Annotated in this window: 21 protein-coding genes; 6 read left to right on the top strand and 15 right to left on the bottom strand. The window is 64.7% G+C overall.

The genetic code is table 11. The annotated features are described in order from the left end of the window. Positions 1-218 precede the first annotated feature (218 nt). On the top strand, positions 219-1,595 hold the full coding sequence (locus PSEMO_RS19435) for an ATP-binding protein (RefSeq protein ID WP_256721163.1): 1,377 nt from the start codon (positions 219-221) through the stop codon (positions 1,593-1,595). Here the strand turns inward: PSEMO_RS19435 and PSEMO_RS19430 are convergent. Beyond that, positions 1,581-4,355 carry an ATP-binding protein gene (locus tag PSEMO_RS19430; protein ID WP_075804598.1) on the bottom strand — a complete coding sequence of 925 codons (2,775 nt, stop codon included), beginning with the start codon at positions 4,353-4,355 and terminating at the stop codon, positions 1,581-1,583. The two genes, PSEMO_RS19435 and PSEMO_RS19430, sit on opposite strands and share 15 nt — an antisense overlap. Positions 4,356-4,779: 424 nt before the next feature. Between PSEMO_RS19430 and PSEMO_RS19425 the strand changes: the two genes are divergently transcribed. Beyond that, entirely contained in the window at positions 4,780-6,618 is a 1,839-nt protein-coding gene (locus tag PSEMO_RS19425) for an amidohydrolase (protein ID WP_075804626.1), read from the top strand. Positions 6,619-6,675: 57 nt separating this feature from the next. Beyond that, complete coding sequence (gene ycaC, locus PSEMO_RS19420) at positions 6,676-7,293, top strand: isochorismate family cysteine hydrolase YcaC (RefSeq protein WP_075804597.1); 618 nt, start codon at positions 6,676-6,678, stop codon at positions 7,291-7,293. A gap of 204 nt (positions 7,294-7,497) precedes the next feature. On the opposite strand, the gene PSEMO_RS19415 is transcribed toward ycaC, so the two are convergent. Further along, positions 7,498-8,517 (bottom strand): alpha/beta hydrolase, encoded by a 1,020-nt coding sequence (locus tag PSEMO_RS19415; RefSeq protein WP_075804596.1) that lies wholly within the window; start codon positions 8,515-8,517, stop codon positions 7,498-7,500. A gap of 161 nt (positions 8,518-8,678) precedes the next feature. Here PSEMO_RS19415 and PSEMO_RS19410 point away from each other — a divergent pair, with 161 nt between their 5' ends. Next, positions 8,679-9,560 (top strand): LysR family transcriptional regulator, encoded by an 882-nt coding sequence (locus PSEMO_RS19410; protein ID WP_075804595.1) that lies wholly within the window; start codon positions 8,679-8,681, stop codon positions 9,558-9,560. Here the strand turns inward: PSEMO_RS19410 and PSEMO_RS19405 are convergent. From PSEMO_RS19405 to PSEMO_RS19360, 10 genes are all read right to left on the bottom strand, one after another. Then, entirely contained in the window at positions 9,550-10,113 is a 564-nt protein-coding gene (locus PSEMO_RS19405; RefSeq protein WP_075804594.1) for an NUDIX hydrolase, read from the bottom strand. The two genes, PSEMO_RS19410 and PSEMO_RS19405, sit on opposite strands and share 11 nt — an antisense overlap. A gap of 2 nt (positions 10,114-10,115) precedes the next feature. After that, entirely contained in the window at positions 10,116-10,868 is a 753-nt protein-coding gene (locus PSEMO_RS19400; protein WP_075804593.1) for a GntR family transcriptional regulator, read from the bottom strand. 90 nt (positions 10,869-10,958) lie between these two features. After that, positions 10,959-11,348, bottom strand: a complete 390-nt coding sequence (locus PSEMO_RS19395) for a carboxymuconolactone decarboxylase family protein (RefSeq protein ID WP_075804592.1) — start codon at positions 11,346-11,348, stop codon at positions 10,959-10,961. 151 nt (positions 11,349-11,499) lie between these two features. Beyond that, on the bottom strand, positions 11,500-11,985 hold the full coding sequence (locus tag PSEMO_RS19390) for a flavin reductase family protein (RefSeq protein WP_075804591.1): 486 nt from the start codon (positions 11,983-11,985) through the stop codon (positions 11,500-11,502). Positions 11,986-11,998: 13 nt separating this feature from the next. Further along, positions 11,999-13,480 carry an aldehyde dehydrogenase gene (locus PSEMO_RS19385; protein ID WP_075804590.1) on the bottom strand — a complete coding sequence of 494 codons (1,482 nt, stop codon included), beginning with the start codon at positions 13,478-13,480 and terminating at the stop codon, positions 11,999-12,001. Beyond that, entirely contained in the window at positions 13,477-14,310 is an 834-nt protein-coding gene (locus PSEMO_RS19380; protein ID WP_075804589.1) for an alpha/beta fold hydrolase, read from the bottom strand. The genes PSEMO_RS19385 and PSEMO_RS19380 overlap by 4 nt, the downstream gene beginning before the upstream one ends. 64 nt (positions 14,311-14,374) lie before the next feature. Then, positions 14,375-14,965, bottom strand: coding sequence for an amino acid synthesis family protein (locus tag PSEMO_RS19375; RefSeq protein ID WP_075804588.1), 591 nt, complete (start codon positions 14,963-14,965; stop codon positions 14,375-14,377). A 257-nt stretch (positions 14,966-15,222) separates the two neighbouring features. Then, entirely contained in the window at positions 15,223-15,459 is a 237-nt protein-coding gene (locus tag PSEMO_RS19370; protein ID WP_075804587.1) for a hypothetical protein, read from the bottom strand. 91 nt (positions 15,460-15,550) lie between these two features. Then, positions 15,551-16,594: an LLM class flavin-dependent oxidoreductase gene (locus PSEMO_RS19365; protein ID WP_075804586.1), complete on the bottom strand. Its 1,044-nt coding sequence runs from the start codon at positions 16,592-16,594 to the stop codon at positions 15,551-15,553. A 70-nt stretch (positions 16,595-16,664) separates the two neighbouring features. Further along, on the bottom strand, positions 16,665-17,150 hold the full coding sequence (locus tag PSEMO_RS19360; RefSeq protein WP_075804585.1) for a flavin reductase family protein: 486 nt from the start codon (positions 17,148-17,150) through the stop codon (positions 16,665-16,667). Between the two features lie 329 nt (positions 17,151-17,479). Here PSEMO_RS19360 and PSEMO_RS19355 point away from each other — a divergent pair, with 329 nt between their 5' ends. Beyond that, positions 17,480-18,880: a purine-cytosine permease family protein gene (locus tag PSEMO_RS19355; protein WP_075804584.1), complete on the top strand. Its 1,401-nt coding sequence runs from the start codon at positions 17,480-17,482 to the stop codon at positions 18,878-18,880. Between the two features lie 192 nt (positions 18,881-19,072). On the opposite strand, the gene gloA is transcribed toward PSEMO_RS19355, so the two are convergent. Then, positions 19,073-19,594 carry a lactoylglutathione lyase gene (gene gloA, locus PSEMO_RS19350; protein WP_075804583.1) on the bottom strand — a complete coding sequence of 174 codons (522 nt, stop codon included), beginning with the start codon at positions 19,592-19,594 and terminating at the stop codon, positions 19,073-19,075. A 217-nt stretch (positions 19,595-19,811) separates the two neighbouring features. Further along, complete coding sequence (locus PSEMO_RS19345; protein WP_075804582.1) at positions 19,812-20,171, bottom strand: histone-like nucleoid-structuring protein, MvaT/MvaU family; 360 nt, start codon at positions 20,169-20,171, stop codon at positions 19,812-19,814. Positions 20,172-20,430: 259 nt separating this feature from the next. On the opposite strand from PSEMO_RS19345, the gene cobF reads away from it, so the two are divergent. Further along, entirely contained in the window at positions 20,431-21,186 is a 756-nt protein-coding gene (gene cobF / locus PSEMO_RS19340; protein ID WP_075804581.1) for a precorrin-6A synthase (deacetylating), read from the top strand. On the opposite strand, the gene PSEMO_RS19335 is transcribed toward cobF, so the two are convergent. After that, a partial coding sequence (locus PSEMO_RS19335) for a glycosyltransferase (protein WP_075804580.1) occupies positions 21,147-22,214 on the bottom strand: 1,068 nt, incomplete at its 5' end. The two genes, cobF and PSEMO_RS19335, sit on opposite strands and share 40 nt — an antisense overlap.

Genomic DNA, 22,214 nt, shown 5'->3' with positions numbered 1-22,214 from the left:
ATGGCCTCATCGCTGGCAAGCCAGCTCCCACAGGGGTCGCGGCGTACACAGAACCAGTGGGGAGCTGGCTTGCCAGCGATAGGGCCATCAGCCACAACCTCCATCCATGTCCGTCCCCACCCTCCGATTGTCCGTATCCCGCCCCCCGCCACGGTTGTCCCACCATCCTCCGCTGCCAAGATGGTCGGCAAAGACTTTTGCCGCGGAGGTGGACGCTGTTGGGTACGCTGGCCAGGGTTTGCAGTCCGGTCGAGGCACTGCGCTTCGACCGCTTTATCGTCCACACCGGACAACGCCTGCTGCTCGCCGACGGCCAGCCGCTGCGCCTGGGCGGTCGGGCGCTGGAGATTCTCCTGGTGCTGCTCGAACACGCCGGCGCGGTGGTCGACAAGCAGACCCTGCTGGCCCGGGTCTGGCCCGGCAGCGTGGTTGAGGAAATCAACCTGCGGGTGCATATCGCCGCCCTGCGTCGGGCCCTCGGCGACGGTTTTATCGTCAACCTGCCCGGCCAGGGCTACTGCTTCGTCGCCCCCGTGCGGCGCGAAGGCCAGGCCCCCGTGCTGCCGGCGAACAACCTGCCCACACGCCTGAGCCGGATCATCGGCCGCGACGAGGAACTGGCGGCCCTGGCCTTGCTGCTGGCCCAGCGGCGCCTGGTGACCCTCACCGGACCGGTCGGCGTGGGCAAGAGCAGCCTGGGCCTGGCCGCCGCCGAGGCGCAGGCCAAGCGCTGGCGCGATGGCGTATGGCTGCTGGATTTTGCCCAGGCGCACTGCGCGGACGAAGCCATGGCCGGGTTGCTGCGCGACCAGGGCCTGCAACCCCGCAGCGATTGTCCCCTTGGCGGACTGCCCGGCCATCTGCTGCAACGCCAGGCGCTGCTGGTGCTGGACCATTGCGAGGCCCAGCCGAAAGCCAGCCGCCGCCTGGTCGACGCCCTGCTGGCACTGGCCCCGGGCGTGAGCCTGCTGGTAATCGGCCGCGAGCCGCTGCGGGTGCGTGGCGAGACCCTGCTGCCGGTCTCGCCCCTGGCCGTCCCACCGGGCAGCGACGCCCACAGCGTCGAGCAGTTCATGAGCTATGCGGCGGTACGCCTGTTCGTCACCTGCGCCCAGGCCCGCCAGCCGGATTTCCAGCTGCGTCAGCAGGACCTCAAGACCGTCTGGGACATCTGCCGGCGCCTCGACGGGTTGCCCCTGGCCCTGGAACTGGCGGCGGCGCAGATCGATGTGTTTGCCCTGGTCGGCCTGCGTGCGCAGTTGAACGAGGGCTTGCAGGTGCTCAATCGCGGCCGGCGTACCGCCGAGGCCCGGCATCAGTCGTTGAAGGCGGCGCTGGACTGGAGTTTCCAGCGCCTGTCCGACGCCGAGCAGCAGGTATTGCAGTGCCTGGTCACCCTGGGTCGGGGCTTCAGCCTGGAGCAGGCCGTCGCCCATGCCGCCGCCGCCGGCCTCGGCCCGCTGGTGACGGTCCGGGCGGTGGAGCAACTGGCGGCCAAGTCCCTGCTCACGGTGGAACATGGCCTGGCGCGCTACCGGGTGCTCAACAGCACCCGCTGGTACCTCGGGCAGGTGCGCCAGTCAGTCCCGGCGTAGCGGCAGTTGCTCCAGCAGATGCCGGGCACGCAGCAGCTCGATGCTGGCGAAACCTTCCTTGAAACGTGCGTAGACCGGTGCCAGCAACTGCCGCGCCGGTAGCGGTCGTTGCTGTTCCAGCCAGAGTTGCGCCAGGGCGGTGGCGCTGCGCAGTTCCCAGGCCAGGGCCTGCTGCTTGCGCGCCACACCCAGGGCTTTGAGCAGCAGGCTTTCGGCCTCCTGGCGGGCATCGCCGGTGGCACCGTTCAGCAGCTCCGCCGCCCGGGAGCAGAGCAGGGCGGCACTGGCCCAGCCCGCTGCGCCGCTCTGGGCCCGTTGCAGCAGGGTGACGTCCACCCGGCCCGGGACCAGGGTCGCCAGCAGATCGCCGATCAACCCGTTGGCTGCGTCCAGCGGCCGTTCAGCCGCCGTTTCGAACGCCTGGGCGTAGTGCTCCGACCAGTCGCGGAACAAGCCCACCGAGTGACGCAGCGACTGCTCGCGCAGCAGGCGCACCCGCTCCCGCGCCAGCTCCCGGTCGCCGTTGTACCAAGGGATCACGCAGCCGCTCAGGGCGAGGGTGTAGCAGAGGGTGGTGCCATGGTTGATCTGCACCGCCAGTTCCAGGGCCTGGTTGGCGCTGCACGCGGCCTGCTCCGGCAAACCTTGCAACCAGAGGATCCGTGCCTGCAGGGTCAGGGCGGCGACGCTCTGGTCGTACTGCACGCCGAAGCCATGGGTAAAGCGGTTGAGCCGGCCGCTGTGGGCCATGCGTTGCAGGGCGTCGTCCGATTCACGCCGGGCGCCGGCCTGGTCACCTGTGAAATGCAGGCCAAGACCGCGCAGGCGCTGGGCGCTGAGGGCCAGTTGCGGGTCCTGACTGAGGCCGCGCTGGTCGAAGTCGCGGCTCAGTTGCAAGGCTTCCTGGTATTCGCCGCGGCTCAGGTGCACCGCCATATTGCCGGAGATCGCCCGTAGCTGGCCGGGCAGGTCGCCGTGGGCTTCGGCCATGTGCCGGGCGCTGGCAAAAGCGTCGAGGGTGGTGGGGACGCCGCCGTGATCGTGGTAGCTGAAGGTGCCCATGGCGAGCTTCAGGTTGATCGCCAGGCTGCCGCCGGGATGGGCGTCGGCTTCCAGGCGGCGCAGGGCCTTGCGGATATGCCGGCCATGTTCCGAGAGCAGCGAAAGCTCTTGCCACAAGGGCGCGGAGGCGGCGGTCAGGCGTGCGCCCAGTAATCCTGCCTCGGCATAGGCGAAACCCCATTCCAGCGCGCCGCGCAGGTCGTCCAGGCAGCGCGAGTAACGTTCCAGCCACTGTTCGGCACTGGTCCGCGACCACTCCCGTTCGGCTTGCTGCATGATCGCCAGGCAGCGCTCGGCATGGCGCTTGAGCGCTTCGGGCAGCTCGCCGGCCTGTTGCAGCTTGTCCAGGGCGTAGCTACGAGTGGTGTCGAGCATGCGGTAGAACACGTCTTCGTCGCCGACATCGACATTGAGCAGCGACTGGGTGACCAGTTGGCTCACCGCATCGCGCACCTGGTCCGGGGACAGGCGTTCGCCCGCCGCCAGGGTCATCGCCGAGTTCAGGCTGAAACCGCCACGGAACACGCTGAGCCGGCGCAGCACGGTGCGTTCGCTGTCGGCGAGCAACTGGAAGCTCCAGTCCAGGGTGGCGCCGAGCAGGTGCTGGCGGCGCTCGTCGCCCGGCACCGGCAGCAGGTGGCGGCGCAGGTCGGCGAGCAGGGTGTCAGGGCCGAGGCTGGCGAGTTGCGCGGCGGCCAGTTCCAGGGCCAGGGGGATGCCGTCCAGTTGGCGGCAGATGGCAACCACGGTGGCTACGTTGCCGGCATTCAGTTCGAACGGTTCCTGGTTGGCGATGGCGCGCTCGACGAACAGTTGCACCGCGCCGTAGTTCAGGGCCACGGCGGGATCGTTGGGGGCATCGGCGGGCGGGCATTCGAGGGTTTCCAGGCGCTGCACCGCCTCGCCTTCGGCGCGCAGGCTCTCGCGGCTGGTGACCAGGATCTGCAACTCCGGGGCGCAGCGCAGCAGGTGCTCGCAGAGGCTGGCGACCGAGTCCACCAGGTGCTCGGCATTGTCGAGCAGCAACAGCAGATGCCGCTCGCGCAGGTGTTCGCACAGCGCCTCCAGCGGCGCCTGGTCGGGCAGGGCGAGGCCGAGCACCCCGGCCAGGTTGCTGACGATGGTGGACGGGCTGGTGAGCGTGCTGAGGTCGAGCAGACGGATGCCGTCGCGGTACTGGCCGATCAGTTGCTCGGCGACCCGCAGGGCCACGGTGGTCTTGCCGATGCCGCCGGGGCCGGCGAGGGTCAGCAGGCGCTGGCGGGTCAGTTGCCCGAGCAGTTGATTGACCAGGATCTGCCGACCGATCAGGCGGGTGCGCCGCAGGGGCAGGTTGTGCGGCACCTGGGTCGGTGCCAGGGGCTCCTCGGTCTGGGCGCGCAAGGGGGCGACAAAGCTGTAGCCGCGCTGGGCGACGGTGACGATGTAGCGCTGCCCGCCCTGGCCATCGCCAAGAGCCTTGCGCAGGGCGGCGATATGCACCCGCAGGCTGATGTCCTCGACCACGGTATCCGGCCAGACCCGGGCCATCAGCTCGCTTTTGCCCAGCACTTCACCGGGGTGTTCCAGCAGCGCCAGGAGAATGTCCATGGCGCGCCGGCCGAGGCGCAGGGGGCGGTCGTTTTCTACGATCAGGCGCTGGCCGGGAAAGACCCGATAAGGGCCGAACTGCACGGCCTGTTCACGGTGACGGCTCACTTCATACTCCTGACGCTGTTCCGACTGCCGGCAAGGGCCATGGAAGGGCTCTGGCCTGTGGTTTGCGAGCATGTTGGGGAGGTTTGCCCGACAAGGCAATGCTTCCTTGGGCCTTGGTGGCTTTTTGCCCCGGCTACGCTTGTCACGCCTCGCTGGCAAAAGCCCGGTCTACGCGGCTTTGACCGGTTGGACAAAGGCCTACAGGGCAAGGGGAGATAATTAACAACGATTAACTCGTACATCCCCCACCCGCCCTGAAGAATTCCCGGCACACACCATCGGAACGTCCTTCATGACCGACCAGGATGACCGCAACGACCCGACCCGGCGCCGCCTGCTGGCCGCCGGATCCCTCCTGACCGCGGCGGCGACCTTGCTGCCGCGGTTGTCCTTCGCCTCACTCACTCCAGACCAGGGACCTGCAATGAATGCCGATCTGATTCTGTTCAATGGCCGCTTCCACACCGTGGACCGGGAAAAACCCGAAGCCAGCGCCGTGGCCATCAAGGACGGGCGCTTCGTCGCCGTCGGCACCGATGCCGAAGCCATGGCCGCCCGTGGCAGCGCCACCCAGGTCATCGACCTCAAGGGCCGCTGCGCCATTCCCGGCCTCAACGACTCGCACCTGCACCTGATCCGTGGCGGCCTCAACTACAACCTGGAACTGCGCTGGGAGGGCGTGCCGTCCCTGGCCGATGCCCTGCGCATGCTCAAGGACCAGGCCGAGCGTACGCCGAGCCCGCAATGGGTGCGGGTGGTGGGTGGCTGGAACGAATTCCAGTTCGCCGAAAAACGCATGCCGACCCTGGAGGAAATCAACCAGGCCGCGCCGGACACCCCGGTGTTCATCCTCCACCTGTATGACCGCGCCTTGCTCAACCGCGCGGCCCTGCGCGTGGCGGGCTACACCAAGGACACGCCGAACCCGCCGGGTGGCGAGATCGTCCGTGATTCCCGTGGCGAGCCGACCGGCATGCTGGTGGCGCGGCCGAACGCGATGATCCTCTACTCGACCCTGGCCAAGGGGCCGAAGCTGCCGCTGGAATACCAGATCAACTCGACCCGCCAGTTCATGCGCGAGCTCAACCGTCTTGGCCTGACCAGCGCCATCGACGCCGGTGGCGGCTTCCAGAACTACCCGGACGACTACGAGGTGATCGAGCATCTGGCCAAGGAAGACCAGCTGACCGTACGCATCGCCTACAACCTGTTCACCCAGAAGCCCAAGGAAGAGCTGGCCGACTTCAAGAACTGGACCGGCAGCGTCAAGCTGCACCAGGGCGACGACATGCTGCGGCACAACGGTGCCGGCGAGATGCTGGTGTTCTCCGCTGCCGACTTCGAGGACTTCCTCGAACCGCGCCCGGACCTGGCACCGTCCATGGAGCAGGATCTGGAACCGGTGGTGCGTCACCTGGTCGAGCAGCGCTGGCCGTTCCGCCTGCACGCCACCTATGACGAATCCATCAGCCGCATGCTCGATGTGTTCGAGAAAGTGAACCGCGATATCCCGTTCAACGGCCTGCCGTGGTTCTTCGATCACGCCGAGACCATCACCCCGCGCAACATCGAGCGGGTCCGGGCGCTGGGCGGTGGTATCGCGATCCAGGACCGCATGGCTTTCCAGGGCGAGTACTTCGTCGACCGCTACGGCGCCCAGGCGGCCGAGGCCACGCCACCGATCAAGCGCATGCTGGCCGAAGGCGTGCCGGTGGGCGCCGGTACCGATGCGACCCGTGTCTCCAGCTACAACCCGTGGACTTCGCTGTACTGGATGGTCAGCGGCCGCACCGTCGGCGGCCTGGCCCTGCACCAGGAAGGCCTGCCGCGCTCCACCGCGCTGGAACTGTTCACCCATGGCAGCGCCTGGTTCTCCTCCGAGCAGGGCAAGAAAGGCCAGATCAAGGTCGGTCAACTGGCGGACGTGGCGGTGCTCAGCGCCGACTTCTTCAGCGTCGAGGAAGAGGCCATCAAGTGGATCGAGTCGCTGCTGACCGTGGTTGGCGGCAAGGTGGTCTACGGTGCCGGCGAGTTCGGGCCGCTGGGTCCGAAGGACATTCCGGTGCTGCCGGACTGGTCGCCGGTGGTCAAGGTCCCGGGGCACTGGCGTCCGTCTTCGCCGTTGCAGGCCCAGGTGCACCAGTGCAGCGGCCCGTGCGGCGTGCATTCGCACAGCCATGAGCGCGCGCGGATGTCCAACGTACCGGTCAGCGACTTCCAGGGCTTCTGGGGCGCGTTCGGCTGTTCCTGCTTCGCTTTCTGAGTTCCACCCCGGCGCGGGCAGGGGCCCGCGCCTCTTTCTCTGTAGAGGAGTCATGAAATGAGCAACGACTACAAACGCCTGAACAAAGACGACGCGGTGGTGTTGCTGGTGGATCACCAGACTGGCCTGATCTCGCTGGTACAGGACTTCTCGCCCAACGAGTTCAAGAACAACGTGCTGGCCCTGGGCGACCTGGCCAAGTTCTTCGGCCTGCCGACCATCCTCACCACCAGCTTCGAACAAGGCCCGAACGGCCCGCTGGTGCCGGAACTGAAGGAACTGTTCCCGGATGCGCCGTACATCGCCCGTCCTGGCCAGATCAATGCCTGGGACAACGCCGACTTCGTCCAGGCGATCAAGAACACCGGGCGCAAGCAACTGATCATCGCGGGTGTGGTGACCGATGTGTGCGTGGCGTTCCCGACCCTGTCGGCGCTGGCGGAAGGTTATGAAGTATTCGTGGTGACCGATGCGTCCGGCACCTTCAACGACACCGTGCAGCAGGCGGCTTGGGCACGGATGAGTGCTGCGGGCGCGCAATTGATGAACTGGTTCTCGGTGGCCTGTGAGCTGCACCGCGACTGGCGCAACGATATCGAAGGCCTGGGCAACCTGCTGTCGCAGCGGATTCCCAACTATCGCAACCTGATGAACAGCTATGCGGCTCTGAAGTAAGAGCAGGTTCGGGTCGCGGCAGGCTCTTGGGCTCGCCGCGATTTTTCTTGTGTGGCTGATGGCCTCATCGCTGGCAAGCCAGCTCCCACAGGGTTTAGCGGCGCCGCGGACACTGTGGGAGCTGGCTTGCCAGCGATGAGGCCCGAAAGAACAACACAGAAAACAAAAGGGGCCGCGTTTGCGGCCCATCCCATTTCCTGCCTTTCAGTTCAGATGCGCCTTCAGCTCCAAAGCCGCCTGACGCATCGCCGCCTGCACTTCCGGCACCTTGGCCAGCGGGTTGAGCAGGCCGTAGTCGTGGATCATGCCGTTGTAGCGCACCGCCGTGACATCGACCCCGGCCGCGTCCAGCTTGCGGGCATAGGCTTCGCCTTCGTCACGCAGCACGTCGAACTCGGCAGTCTGCACCAGCGCTGGCGGCAGGCCCTTGAGCTGTTCGGCACTGGCCCGCAGCGGCGAGGCATGGATGCCGGCGCGCTGGGCCTGGTCGGTGGTGTAGCTGTTCCAGAACCATTTCATCATCCCGGTAGTCAGGAAGTGCCCTTCACCGAACTGCTTGTACGAAGCCGTCTCGAAGCTGGCATCGGTCACCGGCCACAGCAGCAACTGGAAGCGCAGGGCCGGGGTTTTCTTTTCCTTGGCCATCAGCGCGACCACCGCCGCCATGTTGCCGCCGACGCTGTTGCCGGCCACCGCCAGGCGCTTGCTGTCGACACCGATTTCCTTGCCATGCTCGGCGACCCATTGGGTGGCAGCGTAGGCCTGGTTGATCGCGGTGGGGTAATGGGCCTCCGGCGATGGCGTGTAGTCAACGTAGACCGCGACGGCACCGGAACCGACCACAAGGTCGCGGATCAGGCGCTGGTGGGTCGGGAAGTCGCCGAGGACCCAGCCGCCACCGTGGAAGAACATGAACACCGGCAACTCACCGGCGACCTTGGCCGGACGGACGATCTTCAGGGTGACCTTGTCCTGGCCGACGCTGATGATCTTCTCGCTGACTTCGATCCCGGAGAGGTCCACCTGGACCGAAGCCTGGGCACCGGTCAGCACTGCACGGGCATCCTTCGGGGCCAGTTGCTCCAGCGGTTTGCCGCCGCCTTTTTCCAGGGCTTCGAGGAAGGCCTGGGTCTGCTGTTCGACGCCAGGGCTGCCGGCCGCGAAAGCGTTGCCGATGGACAGGGCGAGAAGGGTGGCGCCGAGGGTTTTGTTGATCAGTTTCATGGTGAGATTCCTTTTCTTCGTATGAGGTGTGGGCAGCAAGGTTTGAAGCCATCAGCGCCGCGGTTGGTTTGGGCTGCGCTGTAAGGTGTGGCTAGATTATTGGGATGCGCGGAAGTGAAAAAGCCGCTATAAAGCGTTTAACTGTCCACTGGAAAGAGACAATGAACCCGTTTGAAGATATGCGTGTGTTTGCCCAGGTCATGGAGTCCGGCAGCTTTACCGCTGCGGCCGACAAGCTGGGCCTGTCCAAGCAGTTCGTCAGCCGCCGGCTGATGGCCCTGGAAGAGCGCCTGGGCGTGCGCCTGCTGAACCGCTCGACCCGGCGCCTCGACCCGACGCCCCTGGGCCAGAGCTACTACGAGTCCTCCCTGCGCCTGCTCAACGAGGTCGAGCAGGTGGAGCAGGGCATCGCCGGGCAGACCAGCGAACCCCGTGGCACGGTGCGCGTGAGTGCGCCGCTGTCGTTTGCCGTGGCCCATCTAGGCTGCCTGCTCCCGGAATTTCTCCAGCGTTATCCGCAGGTCAGCGTCGAGGTGGACCTGAGCGACCGCTCGGTGGACCTGCTCGGCGAAGGCTACGACCTGGCCCTGCGGATTGGCGTGCTGGAAGACTCGACCCTGATCGCCCGGCGCCTGGCGGCGGTTGACCGGGTCTACTGCGCCAGCCCCGAGTACCTGCAGCGCAAAGGCACGCCGTCACACCCGGACCAGTTGGTCGACCACGACTGCCTGCCCTACGGCCACGGCCGCCAGGTGCAATGGCGTTTCCTCGAACAGGGCAAGTCGCGCACGGTGACGGTGTGCGGGCGCATGCGCGCGAACAACGGTGAGCTGCTGCGCGATGCGGCGGTGAAGGGGATGGGGATTACCTACCTGCCGACCTTCATCGTCGGCGAAGCCTTGGCGGCGGGTCAGTTGGTGACGGTCCTGCAGGACTTCGTCACCGAGCCGTTGCAGCTTTCGGCGGTCTATCCGCAACACCGGCAGAGTGCGCGCCCGGTGCAGGCGCTGATCGAGTTCATGCGCGAGCGCCTCAGCGCATGAAGTGCACCTTGCCGCTGTCGTCGTTGCCCATGTAGATGCCATAGACCCCGGCCTGGCGTTCCTCGATGTAGCGTTCGAGGATCTGCCGGATCGCCGGGTAGTAGATGGCGTCCCAGGGGATTTCATCGGGGGCGAAGAAGCGGCAGTCCATGGTTTCCGGGCCCCACTGGCCGGTGATCTCCAGGGCCACGGCGCGGAAGATGATGTACACCTCGCTGATCTTCGGCACGCTGAAGATCGAGTAGGGCGAGACGATGTCGCCGCGCACCCCGGTTTCTTCCCAGACCTCGCGCAGCGCCGCCTGCTCGGTGGTTTCCCCGGCCTCCATGAAGCCCGCCGGCAGGGTCCAGGTGCCGGGGCGCGGCGGGATGCCGCGCTGGCACAGCAGGTACTTGCCGTCGCGCTCGATGATGCAGCCGGCGATGATCTTCGGATTGATGTAGTGGATGTACCCGCAGCCGCCGCACATCAGGCGCTCGTGGGTATCGCCGTCCGGCCGTCCCTGGTGCAGCGCGGCGGAGCATTGCGGGCAGAAACGCGGGACGGCGGGCATGATCAGCGACCTATGCGGGGTTCTTTGATGGCGATCGGCGTGGCGATCTCACGGATCTTGCTGTTGTCTTCCTGCTTGGAGCGCAGGTAGTCCAGGGCGACCTTGGCGGCGGCGCGGACGTGATCGACGGAGGCCTGGTGCGCGGCCAGCGGGTCGCCGCTCTTGATCGCCTCGACGATCTTTTCCATCTCCCGGTTGCTCGCGCCACGGCGGTTTTCCTGGGACACGGAAGTGGCGCGCAGGTAGCTGATACGCGCCTGCAACTGGCGCAGCTGGGTGGCGGCGACATGGTTGCCGGAGCCTTCCAGGAGCACGTCGTAGAAGCCTTGCACCGATTCCAGCACCTGTTGCAGCTCGCCGTCGGTGAGGGCGTTGCGGTTCTCCTCAAGGGCCTTCTCCAGGGCGCGGATGTCCTTGGCCTTGGCATTGAGGGTGAACAACTGGACGATCAGGCCTTCGAGCACGCAGCGCAGCTCGTAGATATCGCGGGCGTCTTCGAGGGTGATGATGGCCACGCGCGGGCCCTTGGCATCGGCGAATTCCACCAGGCCTTCGGACTCCAGGTGGCGCAGGGCTTCACGTACCGAGGTGCGGCTGACGCCGAGGCGGTCGCAGAGGTCGCGTTCGACCAGGCGGTCGCCGGGCAGGAGGTGGAAATTCATGATCGCGCTGCGCAGTTTGTCGAGCACGATTTCGCGCAGGGTAACGGGGTTGCGGTTGACCTTGAAGCTGTCGTCGAGTGGCTGGCGTTTCATCTTCTGCGCTCTGCAATTGGCTGTTGCGCCAGCGACATCGACGCACTCGCCGATCGGGTGCGTCCTGCGGTGGGTCAAGAACAGCCAGTATTAACTGGTTGACTCCGAGTCGGCCTCGGCGAAGGCTTCGCGGGCCAGGCGGAAGCTGTCCACCGCCGCGGGTACACCGCAATAGATACCGACCTGGAGCAGAATCTCGCGTATTTGTTCACGACTCAGTCCGTTGCGCAAGGCACCGCGGATGTGCAGCTTGAGTTCGTGGGGCCGGTTCAACGCGGAAATCATTGCCAAGTTTATCATGCTGCGTTCTTTCAGCGACAAACCGTCTCGGCCCCAGACATGGCCCCAGCAGTACTCGGTGACCAGTTCCTGCAGCGGCTTGGTGAAGTCGTCGGCGTTCTGGATAGAGCGGTTGACGTAGTCCTCGCCCAGTACCTGGGTGCGGATGGCGAGGCCTTTTTCGTACTTCTCGTTGCTCATGCCCGGGGTTCCTGCATGGGGTGATGAAAAACGGGGTGCCGCAAACCGAAGGTGAGTGGTTGCTCGGCGGCACCCCTGAAAGCTTGGGTGTTCTTGAGGGCCTCATCGCTGGCAAGCCAGCTCCCACAGGGATCGGGTGAGGCCCGAAAGGTCAGCCCAGGTTCGGCAGGGCGCCCAGCTTGCCCTTGTGGTAGATCATCGGCGTCGCCGGCTGCTCGGGAAGAATCAGGTTCTTCACTTCGCCGACGATGATCGCGTGGTCGCCACCGTCATACTCGCGCCACAGCTCGCATTCGATCACCGCCGTGGCATGGGCCAGCACCGGGTTGCCCAGTTCGCTCAGGCTCCACTCGATGCCCTTGGCCTTGTCCTTGCCTTTACCCGCGAAGGCGTAGGCTTCGGCGGTTTGCCCGGCGGCCAGCAAGTGAATGGCGAAACGCTTGCTGTCGCGCAGGATCGGGTAGGTGTCGGAGGCGTAGTTGGGGCAGAACAGCACCAGCGCCGGTTCGATCGACAGCGCGCTGAAGGCGCTGGCGGTGATGCCGACGATGCCGCCCTCGGCATCCAGCGTGGTGACGACGGTCACGCCGGACGGGAAGGAGCCCATCACGTCTTTGTAGATGCCGGGTTCGATCATTTCAGTTCACCTTTCAGCGCATCACGAAGGGGTCGGGCATGGGCGCGGTCGAGAGGTTGATCCAGACCGTTTTCAGTTCCGTGTAGGCCAGCACCGAGTCAATACCGCTTTCGCGGCCATAACCACTGTTCTTGAAGCCACCGATCGGCGCCATGGCGGACACGGCGCGGTAGGTGTTGACCCAGATGATCCCCGAACGCACGTCGCGGGCCAGGCGGTGGGCACGGCCCAGGTCGCGGGTCCAGATGCCGGCGGCGAGGCCGAACTGCGAGTCGTTGGCGATGGCCAGGGCCTCTTCCTCGGTCTTGAAGCGGATCACCGCAGCGACCGGGCCGAAGACTTCTTCCTGCATGATCTTCATCGAGTTGCTGTCGCACTCGAACAGGGTCGGCTCGTAGAACCAGCCTTCACCCTCGACCTCGGCACGCTTGCCGCCCATGCGCAGGCGCGCACCTTCGGCATTGGCCGCAGCGACCAGGCCTTCGACCACAGCCAGTTGCTGGGCGGTGGCCATCGGGCCCATTTCGCTGGTTTCGTCCTGCGGGTTACCGATGCGGATGCGCTTGGCCCGTTCGATCAGGCGCTCGACGAATTCGTCGAAGATCTCGTCCTGCACCAGCAGGCGCGAACCGGCCACGCAGCTCTGGCCCGAGGCGGCGTAGATGCCGGCCACGGCGCCATTGATCGCGCTGTCGAGGTCGGCGTCGGCGAAGATGATGTTCGGCGACTTGCCGCCCAGTTCCAGGGACAGCTTGGCGAAGTTCTCGGCACTGCTGCGCACCACGTGACGCGCGGTGGCGGCGCCGCCGGTGAAGGCGATCTTGCGGATCAGCGGGTGACGGGTCAGCGCCGCGCCGGTGCTCGGGCCGTAGCCGGTGACCACGTTGACCACGCCGGCCGGGAAGCCGGCTTCGAGGGCCAGGCGGGCCAGTTCGAGGATGGTCGCCGAGGCGTGCTCGGACGGCTTGATCACGATGGTGTTGCCGGCGGCCAGGGCCGGGGCCAGCTTGATCGCAGTCAGGTACAGCGGGCTGTTCCACGGGATGATCGCAGCGACCACGCCGATTGGCTCATGCACGGTGTAGGCGAACAGGTCCGGCTTGTCGAGGGGCAGGGTGCCGCCTTCGAGCTTGTCGGCCAGGCCTGCGGTGTAGTGGAAGAACTCCGGCAGGTAGCCGACCTGGCCGCGGGTTTCGCGGATCAGCTTGCCGTTGTCGCGGCTTTCCAGCTGGGCCAGGTGTTCCTTGTTCTCGGCGATCAGGTCGCCGAGGCGGCGCAGCAGCTTGCCCCGGGCGGTGGCGGTAAGGCCACGCCAGGCCTGGCTGTCGAAGGCGTTCTGCGCGGCCTGAACGGCCAGTTCGACATCGGCTTCGGCGGCGTCGGGCAGTTGTGCCCAGACTTGCGCGGTGGCCGGGTCGAGGCTGTCGAAGGTCTTGCCGCTTTGTGCATCCAGCCACTGGCCGTCGATGCACATCTGGAAACGGGAGAGAGTCATGCAACGATCCCCTTGGCTGAGTCGGAGAGAGTGCGGGCGTGCCCGAGGAAGTCCAGCAGCATCTGGTTGACCAGGCGCGGCGACTCCACCGGCATCATATGCCGCTGTTCGGCCAGGACCACACTCTGGGCGCCGGGAATGCGCGCGGCCAGTTCGCGGGTCATGGTCGGGGTCGAACCGAGGTCGTGCTCGCCGGTGGCGATCAGGGTCGGTACCTGGATGCTGCCGAGGTCGTCGGCACGGTACATGTCCTGGGTGGCGAACAGCTCATAAGTGGTCAGGTAGCCCTGCGGGTCGTTGCCGGCCAGGGTCTGGCGGATGGCCGCGACCTGGGCCGGGTTGGCCGCCTGGTATTCGCGGCTGAACCAGCGCGCCAGGGCCGCTTCGGCATTGGCGTCGGGGCCGTGTTCGGCGGCCTGGGCGGCACGGGCGATCACGCCGGCGCTCTGCTCGGGGCTGCGGTTGAACACGCTGTTGAGCACCACCAGCGCCGCCAGGCGTTGCGGGTAGTGCAGGGCGAAGGCGCGAGCGACCAGGCCGCCCATGGAAAAACCGATCACCGTGGCCTGGGTGATCTGCAGGTGGTCGAGCAGCTCCAGCAGTTGCTCGGCATAGCCCTTGAGCGGGGTACCGGCCTGCGGGCGCGGGCTCTGGCCGTGGCCGAGCATGTCGTAGGCGATGACGCGGTAATCGCTGGCGAGGCCGACGATCTGTCCGCCCCACATTTCTTTGTTCAGGCCCACGCCGTGGATCAGTACCACGGGTTGGCCCTGGCCGGTGGACAGGTAGCTGGTGCCGGCAGGTGTACGTTCAGCGACAGGCTGAATCATGGTGGGGCGCTCCTTCAGAGTCGGGCGTGGTGCGACCCACGCCCCGGCCCGGTGGACATTGTTGTTATTGGTTTTTTTCTGCAGCCAGCTCTTCCAGGTCGATGTAGCGGTTGCCGATGCGCGGGTGCAGGCGGCCGCCGTCGGAGGCGCCGAGGACCACGACGATCTCGTCGGCACGCGGGGCGTCTTCGATCTGCATTTCCAGGGTGATGTAGTGCGAGCGCTGGCCTTCGTCGTCCTTCTGCATCATCGGGATCTGGATCGAGGTGCCAGGGCCGCCGCGCTTGTTGGTGAAGCTCAGGTAGCTCTTGGCCTGGACCGCTTCACGGTAGTGGTTGCCGAAGCGCAGGGTGTGGATCACGGCGGAGGCGTGCTCGATCTCGCCGTCGGCGCCGACCACGGCAGCTTTACCGTAGGCCTCGATCTTGTCGGCACCGCCGATGGCGGCGATCAGGCGCTCGACCATCAGTGCGCCGAGGTCGGAGCAGTTGGCGCGGATTTCCGGCTTGAGGTCTTCGACGAAGCCGCGGCCGACCCATGGGTTCTTGATCACTACAGCCAGGCCGACCATGGTCACCGGCTTGTCGGTGGCCTTGCCGCCTTCGATGCGGGTTTCTTCGGAGTAGGTGACGATCTTGCGGATTTCGAAACTCATGGGGCGGGGCTCCTGTGGAGTGTGTTTAGGTCTTGTTGTCTGATGGTATACCATAATATTTGATGTGCAAGGGGTTGCAGGAAATTTCTGTGGGGGAGGGGATAAGTGGTTGTCAGGAGGAGGGGGCAGGGCTTGAGGGGTGTGGTGTTCTGGCCATAGCTATCGCTGGCAAGCCAGCTCCCACAGTGACCGCGTGCACCGCGAAACCTGTGGGAGCTGGCTTGCCAGCGATGAGGCCCTGAAGGGCAAAGGAGTTATCAGTGCTTGGCGAGCTGTTGATCCACCAGCCATCGACCATGGGCCAGCGACGCATGCTGGGCATTTTCCAGGTCGGACATCCAGGCCATGCTCAGCGGCAACGACCTGCGCGTTCCGGTATGGCCCTGGGGATCGGTAATGAGACAGCCGCCGGCATAAGGGGTGGGGATCCCGGGATGGGATTCGACGCTGGCGGTGATGGTGTAGCCACGGTAGTCGCAATGGAGACTTTGCATGGTACTGACCTCGCTGCGGGAAAATCGGAAGTCTCCTATCGATATACCACAGCGTCGGACCAGGCTGCCCCGGTCCGACGAACGTCATGACTCAGCGAAACGCCGGTACGACTTCCTTGATGAAGAGTTTCAGCGACTTGCGCTTCTCTTCATGGGGCAGGCTGTTGTCGCACCAGAAGCTGAACTCGTCGACACCCAGCTCCTTGTAGTAACGGATGCGCTCGATGACTTCCTGCGGGGTACCGATCATCGCGGTCTTGTGCAGGCTTTCCAGTTCGAACTCCGGACGCTCGGCAAACTTGGCTTCCGGGCTTGGCGCGAGGAAGCCGTTTTCCGGGGTCTGCTTGTTGCCGAACCAGGCGTCGAAGGTGCGGTAGAAGCGGTTGATCGCCTGGGCGCCGATCTTCCAGCCTTCCGGGTCGTTCTCGGCATGGACGTGGGTGTGACGCAGGACCATCAGTTGCGGACGCGGGACGTCCGGGTTGTTGGCCAGGGCCGCTTCGAACTTGTTCTTCAGGTCGACCACTTCCTCGTCGCCTTTCATCAGCGGGGTGACCATGACGTTGCAGCCGTTCTTCACCGCGAAATTGTGCGAATCCGGGTCGCGGGCGGCGATCCACAGCGGCGGCATCGGCTGCTGGATCGGCTTCGGCACGGAGGTGGAGGTGGGGAATTTCCAGATCTCGCCGTCGTGGGCATAGTCGCCCTGCCACAGGGCGCGCACCGCCGGGACCATCTCGCGCAGCGCCGCGCCGCCTTCGGAGGCCGGCATGCCGTTGGCCATGCGGTCGAACTCGAACTGGTAGGCACCACGGGCCAGGCCCACTTCCATCCGGCCGTTGCTGATCACGTCGAGCAGGGCGCATTCGCCGGCGACGCGGATCGGGTTCCAGAACGGCGCGATGATGGTGCCGGCGCCGAGGTGGATGGTCTCGGTGCGCGCGGCCAGGTAGGCCAGCAGCGGCATCGGGCTTGGCGAGATGGTGTATTCCATGGCGTGGTGTTCGCCGATCCACACGGTGCTGAACCCGCCTTTCTCGGCCATCAGGGTCAGCTCGGTCAGGTCTTCGAACAGTTGGCGGTGGCTGACCTGTTCATCCCAGCGTTCCATGTGTACGAACAACGAAAATTTCATGAGGCGTTTCCTCGGCTCTTGTTATCGGGCGCCCGTCGGATCAGCCGGGCGCATTAAGAAGAATAGGGGCTCAGGCGAAAGCTGGCAGGCTGGCCATCTTGCCGCGGCAATACACCAGCGGGCTCGGCGCTTCGTTCGGGACGATCAGGTTTTTCACGGCGCCGACCATGATGGCGTGGTCGCCACCTTCATATTCGCGCCACAGTTCGCATTCGATGATCGCCGTGGCATTGGCCAGCAGCGGGTTGCCCAGCGCGCTCAGGGTCCACTCGATGCCCTGGGCCTTGTCCTTGCCTTTCTTGGCAAAGGCATAGGCTTCGGCCTGTTGCTGGCCGGAGAGCAGGTGGATGGCGAATTTCTTGCTGCGGATCAGCACCGGGTAGGAGTCGGAGCTGTAGTTGGGGCAGAACAGCACCAGCGGTGGCTCCATGGACAGGGAGCTGAAGGCACTGGCGGTGAGGCCGACGATCTGGCCGTCGTCGTCCAGGGTGGTGATGACGGTAACGCCGGACGGGAAGGAGCCCAGGACGTTCTTGTAGACGGTTGCGTCGATCATGGCGTGATCCTCGTGATGCAGCGGTGGGTCCGCGTTTTTATCGTTGATGTGTCTGATGGTATACCGTAATACCTAATTTGCAAGAGGATTTTTCCTGCCCTGACGAACGCGTTGATCCAGGTCAACGCCCAATGAATCCGGGGCCTGGCGCCGTTAAGGGGAGCAAAGCGAGGCGGTAAAAAGCAGATCAGTTGGTCGGCAAAAGGACGAATCAGTGTTGTCAAAAGCTTGGAATACCATAATATGGTCTTCAGCTTCGACGCCGCTTGCAGCGTGCCGCAAGTGGTTTCCTACAAAGATAAAAACAGAACCTTTCGAGCTTTTTGCCCATGTCCCAGTCGTCTTCGCAACACCAGTTGATCGAAAACCATACGGTCGATTACGTACCGCCAGCAGAGCGCCATGGGAAGGCGCGGGATCTGTTCACGCTGTGGTTCAGCACCAACATCGCGCCGTTGCCCATCGTCACCGGGGCCATGGTGGTCCAGGTGTTCCACCTCAACCTGCTGTGGGGGCTGGTGGCCATTGTCCTCGGCCATATGCTCGGCGGTATCGTCATCGCCCTGGCCTCGGCGCAAGGGCCGCAACTGGGCATTCCGCAGATGGTGCAGAGCCGCGGGCAGTTCGGCCGTTATGGCGCGCTGCTGATCGTGTTCTTCACCGCGTTGATCTACGTCGGCTTCTTCATTTCCAACATCGTGCTTGCTGGCAAGTCGATCCACGGCATCGCCCCGAGTGTGCCGATGCCGGCGTCGATCATCATCGGCGCGCTGAGCGCCACCGCCATCGGGGTGATCGGCTATCGCTTCATTCATACTCTGAACCGCATCGGCACCTGGGTCATGGGCTCGGCGCTGCTGGCCGGCTTCATCATGATGTTCGCCCAGGACCTGCCGGCGGACTTCTTCACCCGCGGCGCCTTCAACCTGTCGGGCTGGATCGCCACGGTGTCGCTGGGGGTGATCTGGCAGATCAGCTTCTCGCCCTACACCTCGGACTACTCGCGCTACCTGCCTCGTGAAGTAGGAATCGCCAAGCCGTTCTGGGCCACTTATTTCGGCGCGACCCTGGGCACCATCCTGTGCTTCAGCTTCGGTGCCATTGCCGTGCTGATGGTCCCGGAAGGTACCGAGGCGATGGACGCGGTGAAGCAGGCCACCGGCTGGCTGGGGCCGATCCTGATGGTGCTGTTCCTGCTCAACATCATCAGCCACAACGCCCTCAACCTGTACGGTGCGGTGCTGTCGATCGTCACCTCGATCCAGACCTTCGCCGCCAACTGGACCCCGAGCATCAAGGTCCGCGTGGTGCTGGCCAGCGTGATCCTGCTGGGTTGCTGCCTGACCGCATTGAGCGCCACCTCGGACTTCATCGGCCACTTCATCGGCCTGATCCTCGCGCTGCTGCTGGTACTGGTGCCGTGGGCATCGATCAACATCATCGACTTCTACCTGATCAAGCGTGGCAATTACGACATCAAGTCGATCTTCGCGGCGGATGGCGGGATCTATGGCCGCTTCAACATGCACGCGATCATTGCCTATGCCTGCGGGATCCTGGTGCAGTTGCCGTTTGCCAATACCTCGCTGTATGTCGGGCCGTATGCCAACCTGGTGGAAGGCGCGGACCTGTCGTGGCTGGTGGGATTGGTGGTGACGGTGCCGCTGTATTACTGCCTGGCGACCCGTGGGCGCAAGGAGGCATTGGTGGCGGCCTGGCGGGCACAATGATCTCCTGAGAGCACCGCTGAACCCTGTGGGAGCTGGCTTGCCAGCGATGAGGCCAGGCCAGACAACATCTTTGTTCCTGCTGGCCCTATCGCTGGCAAGCCAGCTCCCACAGGGTCGGTGTTGGCTCTGAAGGATGAGTACAAACAAAAATGCCGCGGACTATCCGCGGCATTTTTCATTTCAGCAACCGAATCAGAACTCGGTCGGCTGGATGATCTCGACCCAGTAGTCATCCGGGTCCTTGATGAACGCCAGGTGCTTCATGCGGCCATCGCTCAGGCGCTTCTGGAAGTTGACGCCCAGTGCTTCGAAACGCTCGCAGGCCGCACGGATATCCGGCACGGAAATACAGATATGACCGAAACCACGCGGGTCGGTGTTGCCGTTGTGGTAGGCGAAGTCCGCGTCGTTCTCGGTGCCATGGTTATGGGTCAGTTCGAGAATGCCGGGGATCGACTTCATCCACTCGGTACGCTTGGCCGCATCGGCCGGGATCTGCGCCTTGTCCACCAGGGCGAGGAAGTACAGGCTGAACTCGGCCTCCGGGAAGTCACGCTTTTCCACCAGGCTGAAGCCCAGCACGCGGGTGTAGAAGTCCAGGGATTTGGCGACGTCCTTGACCCGCAGCATGGTGTGGTTGAAGACGAAGTTGCGGGTGGCGGCATCGGGTTGCGCGGTGACGCCAGGGAGGTTATCGAGATCTTGCAGGCTCATGGGCACTCCGCTTGAAAAGGCCGGCGCCAGAAGCGCCAGCGGAAAAGACAGGCAGCCATGATACGGAACTGAAACCATTGCGCAAACAACAACGCCCCGTGGTGGCGGCCACGAGGCGTTGGAATTAGAAGCCCGCCGAAGCGGGCGCATTGGGGCGCTAGTCCTTTAGCAGCCTTCATCCTGATCCATCACGTGTGAAAAATATGTGAAGTGCATTTCATTTGCGCAACCAGCTGTCGACCGTCGCCGCGCCATGCTGTTCCTTCCATGCTTTGAGGCCGCGATGGTTGCCGCCCTTGGTCTCGATCAGTTCGCCGGTATGCGGGTTCTCATAGACTTTGACCACCCGTGCCCGACGGGTTTTCGGGGGGCGGGCAACCGATTTGCCGACACTGGCAGGATCAAGAATGGCGATGATGTCGCGCAGGCCCTTGTCGTGGGCTTTCATCAAATCAAGAAGTTTGCGTTCGAATTCGATTTCGCGTTTAAGGCCGGCGTCCTTTTTCATGGTCTCCAGCTGTGCGAGCTGTTCCTGAAGGGCTTTTTCGGCGGCGCGAAACTCTGCAAGTCTGGACATGGGAGTCACTCCTTATCGAGGGTGGGCGCTGTTCAGATACAGGGAGAAACAACGACCACAGGTGGCGGTAACTAACAGCATGTTTGACAGTGTAGCCAACTCGGGATGGACTAACAGTAAACTTTTATTATGCGGCGGCAGGAACTTTCAAAGTTGCCGATGTTCTGCCGCGTCGAGTAAAAGTTAAGGCCTGACCTGGGTGAAAAGCGGTGTACCCCGGCTATAACTTGTCGATCTTGCAACCTGCGGAGCCTCATCCATGAAACATCTGTTGTTGATCGGTATCGGCCCGGGCAATCCGCGGCAGATCACCCTGGAGGCCATCGATGCGCTGCAGCGCGTCGACGTGTTCTTCGTCCTGGACAAGCACCAGGAGCACGACGACAGGCTGCGTCTGCGCAAGGAGCTGCTGGCGCAGCATGCCGCGCAACCGTACCGCCTGGTTCAGGTGGATGATCCGCAGCGCGACAGCGAGGCCGCCGACTATGTAGGCGCGGTACAGGACTGGCACCGTCAGCGCGCCGCGCTCTACGGCCGGCTGCTCGCCGATGAACTGGGGGTGGGCGAATGCGGCGCCTTCCTGCTCTGGGGGGAACCGGGGTTGTACGACAGCACCCTGCGCATCCTCGAACTGATCGAGGGCCCGGCGTTCAGCCTCGAAGTGATTCCCGGCATCAGCAGCGTCCAGGCCTTGGCGGCGCGCCATCGCATCCCCCTCAACCGCATCGGCGAGCCGCTGCAGATCCTCCCCGGGCGGCGCCTGGCCGAGGTGCAGCGGATCGACAATCTGGTGGTGATGCTCGACGGCAAGTGCGCGTTCGCCGCGCTCGACGATCCCGAACTGGACATCTATTGGGGCGCTTACCTGGGCACGGCGGACGAAATCCTGGTCAGCGGGCCGTTGCAGGAGGTCAAGGCGCAGATTCTTGCCGCCCGCGAGCAGGCGCGGGCCGACAAGGGCTGGATCATGGACACCTATCTGCTGCGACGCAGCATGGCGCCGGTGAAGTTGTAGAGACGCTGGTCGGCCAGGCCCATCAGGGTTTGCTGGATGCGCTGAACGAGCGCGGCGCCGTGCCACTGCGGGTTGAAGTGCCGCTCGAGGACCTGTCGGGCATCCCGCTGTGCCTGGTTCCAGCGGGCTTCGTCGCTGTACAGGCTGATCGCGGCTTTGGCCAGACCTTCTGCCGTGCCCGATACCAGCCCCGGCCAGGGCTGGTTGCCATGCATGGCTTCGCTGCCGATCGGCGTGATGATGGCGGGGGTGCCGGCGAGCAGGGCGTTGGCCAGTACTGCCTTGGTTCCGGCGCCAAAGCGCAGTGGCGCCAGGCACAGGCGGGCCTTGCTCATGACGTCCAGCGGCACTTCGGGCTGTTCGTGAATCAGCAGGCCGCCGACAGGGTCATGCAGTGCCAGGGCCTTTTCCGTGGGGGAAGGGCCGTACAGGCGCAATTGCACATCGGGCAGATGACGGCGGGTCATCGGCCAGATGTTGTGCCTGAGCCAGAGCACGGCATCCCAGTCGGCCGGGTCGCGGAAGTCGACGAAACCGACCATGTGTTCCCGTTCGCCAAAGGGTGCCATCGCCTGCGGTGCCAACAGCAACGGCGGGCACCAGTGCAGCAGGTCGGGCGGCACGCCGAAACCGTTGACCAGCAGGTCGATCTCGACGTCGGAGGTTACCAGGCTCAGGTCGCTGCGATGGATCGCGGCGATTTCGCGCTGGGCCAGCTCGGTCGGGGCCATCTGCTGGTACAGGTCGGAGCCGGAGGTGGTGAAGAGTTCGCGGAAATCGTTGGGGTCCAGGCCCGTCACCAGGCGCCGGCGCAGCAGGGCCTGGCGCGCTTCGCGCAGACTGTGCAGGAGCGGGATTGTGAGGACGCGCAGGGCGTTGGGATGCTGCTGTTCGATGTGGGCGCCGAATTGTTCCTCCATCCTGTGGCCGTCGAACAGCACGATGTCCGGGGCAGGGTCGCCGGGAGTCACTTGCCAACCGTGGGCGAGGAAGCGGTCGAGGATCTGCTGGAGCGGGCTGCCCGGGGC

This window comes from Pseudomonas putida, assembly GCF_001941965.1.
Taxonomy (GTDB): Bacteria; Pseudomonadota; Gammaproteobacteria; order Pseudomonadales; family Pseudomonadaceae; genus Aquipseudomonas; species Aquipseudomonas putida_L.
The sequence above is the reverse complement of the archived record's forward strand: the minus strand, read 5'-3'. Positions and strand labels throughout refer to the sequence as shown.

Bases quoted from the DNA above. Each gene is read 5' to 3' on its own strand.
- PSEMO_RS19425 (WP_075804626.1), top strand. From the start codon at position 4,780: ATGAATGCCGATCTGATTCTGTTCAATGGCCGCTTCCACACCGTGGAC.
- PSEMO_RS19355 (WP_075804584.1), top strand. From the start codon at position 17,480: ATGTCCCAGTCGTCTTCGCAACACCAGTTGATCGAAAACCATACGGTC.
- PSEMO_RS19415 (WP_075804596.1), bottom strand. From the start codon at position 8,517: ATGAAACTGATCAACAAAACCCTCGGCGCCACCCTTCTCGCCCTGTCC.
- PSEMO_RS19390 (WP_075804591.1), bottom strand. From the start codon at position 11,985: ATGATCGAACCCGGCATCTACAAAGACGTGATGGGCTCCTTCCCGTCC.
- PSEMO_RS19400 (WP_075804593.1), bottom strand. From the start codon at position 10,868: ATGAAACGCCAGCCACTCGACGACAGCTTCAAGGTCAACCGCAACCCC.
- PSEMO_RS19370 (WP_075804587.1), bottom strand. From the start codon at position 15,459: ATGCAAAGTCTCCATTGCGACTACCGTGGCTACACCATCACCGCCAGC.
- PSEMO_RS19360 (WP_075804585.1), bottom strand. From the start codon at position 17,150: ATGATCGACGCAACCGTCTACAAGAACGTCCTGGGCTCCTTCCCGTCC.
- PSEMO_RS19365 (WP_075804586.1), bottom strand. From the start codon at position 16,594: ATGAAATTTTCGTTGTTCGTACACATGGAACGCTGGGATGAACAGGTC.
- ycaC (WP_075804597.1), top strand. From the start codon at position 6,676: ATGAGCAACGACTACAAACGCCTGAACAAAGACGACGCGGTGGTGTTG.
- PSEMO_RS19345 (WP_075804582.1), bottom strand. From the start codon at position 20,171: ATGTCCAGACTTGCAGAGTTTCGCGCCGCCGAAAAAGCCCTTCAGGAA.
- PSEMO_RS19405 (WP_075804594.1), bottom strand. From the start codon at position 10,113: ATGCCCGCCGTCCCGCGTTTCTGCCCGCAATGCTCCGCCGCGCTGCAC.
- PSEMO_RS19380 (WP_075804589.1), bottom strand. From the start codon at position 14,310: ATGATTCAGCCTGTCGCTGAACGTACACCTGCCGGCACCAGCTACCTG.
- PSEMO_RS19410 (WP_075804595.1), top strand. From the start codon at position 8,679: ATGAACCCGTTTGAAGATATGCGTGTGTTTGCCCAGGTCATGGAGTCC.
- PSEMO_RS19375 (WP_075804588.1), bottom strand. From the start codon at position 14,965: ATGAGTTTCGAAATCCGCAAGATCGTCACCTACTCCGAAGAAACCCGC.
- gloA (WP_075804583.1), bottom strand. From the start codon at position 19,594: ATGAGCCTGCAAGATCTCGATAACCTCCCTGGCGTCACCGCGCAACCC.
- cobF (WP_075804581.1), top strand. From the start codon at position 20,431: ATGAAACATCTGTTGTTGATCGGTATCGGCCCGGGCAATCCGCGGCAG.
- PSEMO_RS19395 (WP_075804592.1), bottom strand. From the start codon at position 11,348: ATGAGCAACGAGAAGTACGAAAAAGGCCTCGCCATCCGCACCCAGGTA.
- PSEMO_RS19385 (WP_075804590.1), bottom strand. From the start codon at position 13,480: ATGACTCTCTCCCGTTTCCAGATGTGCATCGACGGCCAGTGGCTGGAT.